The organism is Candidatus Eisenbacteria bacterium (genome assembly GCA_035712145.1).
In the GTDB taxonomy this organism is placed as follows: Bacteria; Eisenbacteria; RBG-16-71-46; order RBG-16-71-46; family RBG-16-71-46; genus DASTBI01.
Map to the genome: position 1 here is coordinate 1 of DASTBI010000060.1, position 2,754 is coordinate 2,754.

Sequence of the window (2,754 nt, forward strand, 5' to 3'; positions counted from 1 at the left end):
TGATCCTGAACATCATCGTGGGCATCGTCGGCGCCTTCCTCGGCGGCCTGCTGCTCGCGCCGCTCTTCGGCACCGGCACGATCAATCAGAGCGACTTCTCGATCGGCTCGCTCTTCGTGTCGTTCCTCGGCGCGGTCATCCTGCTCGCCATCGTCAACTTCTTCCGCGGTCGCCGCGCCCGCGCCTGACTCGATTTCGGAGCGGACCACGTTCATTCCAACGTGGTCTGTCTCTGATTTCGCATGGCGTGCCCTAGCTCAAAACACGCACCTTCGACGCCGGGAAGAATCTCGAACGGCAGGTCGCCCGAGCTGCGCGCCTCGTCCACCAGGCGATCCAGCGCTGCGTCGTCGTGCCGCGGATCGTGGTGGAAGGTGACCAGGCGCTTCACGCCGGTGCGGGCCGCGAACTCGAGCACATGCGGGATCGCGCTGTGCCCCCAGCCGACGTGCTTCGGATACTGCGTCGCGCTGTATTGCGAGTCGTGAATCAGCAGGTCGGCGTTCGCGGCGAGGTCGAAACCCGAGATCCAGTCCGAGGACGGCAAGCGCGCGGCACCGAGCAGCGGCTCGTGATCGGGAATGTAAGCGATCGTGGCAGTGTCGTCGCTGATCCTGTAGCCGACGGTCGGGCCGGGATGGCAAACGAGCGCCGCGGAGATGCGCAGCCCGCCGATCCGAATCTCCTCGGGCGCGAGCGGCACGTCGTGCAGCGTCAGGCGGGAAGGCAGTTCCCGGAGCCGGACCGGGAAGAGCGGCGGCGACAGATAGCGGCTGACGCGCGCGCGCAGGTCAAGGGTGGTGGACGGCGGCCCCCAGATGTGCACTTCCTGGCCGCTCTGGTCCAGCGGTCGGAAGAAGCCCAGTCCCTGGATGTGATCCATGTGCAGATGAGTCAGCAGCACGTCCACGCGCCCCGCCTCCGGCCCGAGCTTTCCGCCCAGGCGCCGGATGCCGGTCCCCGCGTCCAGCACAAGAAGCGTGCCGTCCGCGCCGCGCACCTCGACGCAGGAGGTGTTGCCGCCGTAACGGACGGTTTCCGGACCGGGCGTGGCGAGCGAGCCACGCGTTCCCCAAAGCGTGACTTTCATCCCTGTGCCTCCCACAGGATGACGACCGCTCCCAGATGCCGGCCGCCCTGGCCCTGGAGCGGGAACCCGGTCGCTGCGACCTTTCTGCGAACGCCGTCGGCGCTGACCATCCAAAACACACCATGCGAGGCCCGTTTCTGCTGCAGGGCGACCACCGAGGGGCGCGCCTCCAATGGCAGCGGCGAGCCGTCCTCGGCGGTCAGATGCAACATCGAGGGCCACTCCTCGAGCTTGAGCTCGCCGGTTTCATCAAAGCGCATGCCGGAGATCGCTTCCATCGGCTCGTTGTAGAACACCAGTGTGCCGGCCGGATCGAACAATAGGATTGGCATCGCGAGGTAACTCGCGAGCTGCCGCATCAGGATGACTTCGACGGCTTTCTGGGGCATATCGGCGCTCCGCTCGCCGAGCCTCGGAAATATACGCGCGGCGGCTAAGAGCCGCTAGTTAGCACGGCTAGCAGCACTGTAAGCGTCACCACGCTGGCGAGTGTCGATAGCACCACGGTCGCGGAAACCAGGGCTGGACGGGCGTTGAATTCGAGCGCCCAGAGCGCGGAAGTCACTGCCACGGGCGTACTGGCCTGCAGCACCGCGACTGCGAGCGCTGTCCCCTGTAGCCCGACGAATTTGCCTGCCGCCCAAGCGATGAAAGGCACAGCCAGAAGCCGAATAGACGTGCCGAGTACAGCTCCCGCAACTTCCTCGCGCATTGTTAACCGGGCGAGCTGCAGGCCGACAAGCACCAGCATCATGGCCACCGAGCCGCCTGCCAGCAGCTCACTCGCTTTGGCGACCGGGCCGGGCAACGGCCACCCGGACAGATTCACCGCCAGTCCTGCAACGACGGCGTAGATGGCCGGCTGGCGCACCACCCGCGCGATGGCCGCTCGGATCCCCACGAGCGCGCGGGCTGCGAGATACGGGGCGATCGTGCTCGAGCCGATGGCCATGATGGCGAACCAACCCCCGGCGATGGCGAACCCTTCTTGTCCGAACGCGAAATAAGCAAGCGGAAGTCCGATGTTTCCGGAGTTGGAGAACAGCGTCGACAGCAAGAGAGCCCCCCGCGCTGGCCCTTGCCAGCCGATCAGCCGTGCCACCAGGACCGTAAGCAGCCAGATCCCCGCCATCTGCAGAACCACGTGGAGAACGAGCTGCAGGAGCACATCCGGCGGCAGGGCGGCTCGCGCGAGCGAGTCGAAGATGATCGCCGGCATGAATACCAACACGGCAAGGCTCGTGATGGGCGCGAGATCCAGGGAGCGAGCGCGCCCGACGACATAGCCAAGGCTGCCAATCAGCAAGACGGGAAATACACTCTGGACAAAGGCCGCACCAACTCCCGTAATCAACGTCGCCACACCGCATCCCCCTGGCAGTCCGCCAATGTACAGGGGCTTTCCTTGCGCTGGATCAATAAGGCTTCTGCGGGTATCTATGTCGAGAAGGAGGCTCGACATAACCAAGCTCGGACTGGCCGCTGCGTTCGCCATCCTCGTTTCCGGCTGCATGAGCGCGGGGGAGCATCGCGCCGCGGTGCAGGGCGAGGGCGACAAGCTCACCGTCGGCAAGGTGCAGCGCGAGATCAAGGTGGGGATGAGCGGCGCCGAGGTGGCGCAGGTGCTCGGAAGCCCGAACATCGTCACCACCGACGAGGAGCGG

General features: G+C 65.9%; 5 protein-coding genes. 2 read left to right on the forward strand and 3 right to left on the reverse strand.

Features of this window, described 5'->3' with window-relative positions; genetic code table 11:
- Positions 1-2 precede the first annotated feature (2 nt).
- Entirely contained in the window at positions 3-188 is a 186-nt protein-coding gene (locus VFQ05_03655) for a GlsB/YeaQ/YmgE family stress response membrane protein (protein ID HET9325845.1), read from the forward strand.
- 23 nt (positions 189-211) lie between these two features.
- On the opposite strand, the gene VFQ05_03660 is transcribed toward VFQ05_03655, so the two are convergent.
- Genes VFQ05_03660 through VFQ05_03670 form a run of 3 tightly spaced genes read right to left on the reverse strand, consistent with a single transcriptional unit; the run spans position 212 to position 2,453 of the window.
- On the reverse strand, positions 212-1,090 hold the full coding sequence (locus tag VFQ05_03660; protein ID HET9325846.1) for an MBL fold metallo-hydrolase: 879 nt from the start codon (positions 1,088-1,090) through the stop codon (positions 212-214).
- Positions 1,087-1,479 (reverse strand): hypothetical protein, encoded by a 393-nt coding sequence (locus VFQ05_03665; GenBank protein ID HET9325847.1) that lies wholly within the window; start codon positions 1,477-1,479, stop codon positions 1,087-1,089. Before VFQ05_03665 ends, VFQ05_03660 begins: the two co-directional genes overlap by 4 nt.
- Before the next feature lie 44 nt (positions 1,480-1,523).
- The gene (locus tag VFQ05_03670; GenBank protein ID HET9325848.1) at positions 1,524-2,453 is read right to left on the reverse strand and encodes an AEC family transporter; all 930 of its coding nucleotides are present in this window, start codon (positions 2,451-2,453) and stop codon (positions 1,524-1,526) included.
- A gap of 76 nt (positions 2,454-2,529) precedes the next feature.
- Between VFQ05_03670 and VFQ05_03675 the strand changes: the two genes are divergently transcribed.
- Positions 2,530-2,754: hypothetical protein (locus tag VFQ05_03675; GenBank protein ID HET9325849.1), on the forward strand; the 225-nt coding region annotated here is incomplete at its 3' end.

Bases quoted from the DNA above. Each gene is read 5' to 3' on its own strand.
- VFQ05_03665 (HET9325847.1), bottom strand. From the start codon at position 1,479: ATGCCCCAGAAAGCCGTCGAAGTCATCCTGATGCGGCAGCTCGCGAGT.
- VFQ05_03660 (HET9325846.1), bottom strand. From the start codon at position 1,090: ATGAAAGTCACGCTTTGGGGAACGCGTGGCTCGCTCGCCACGCCCGGT.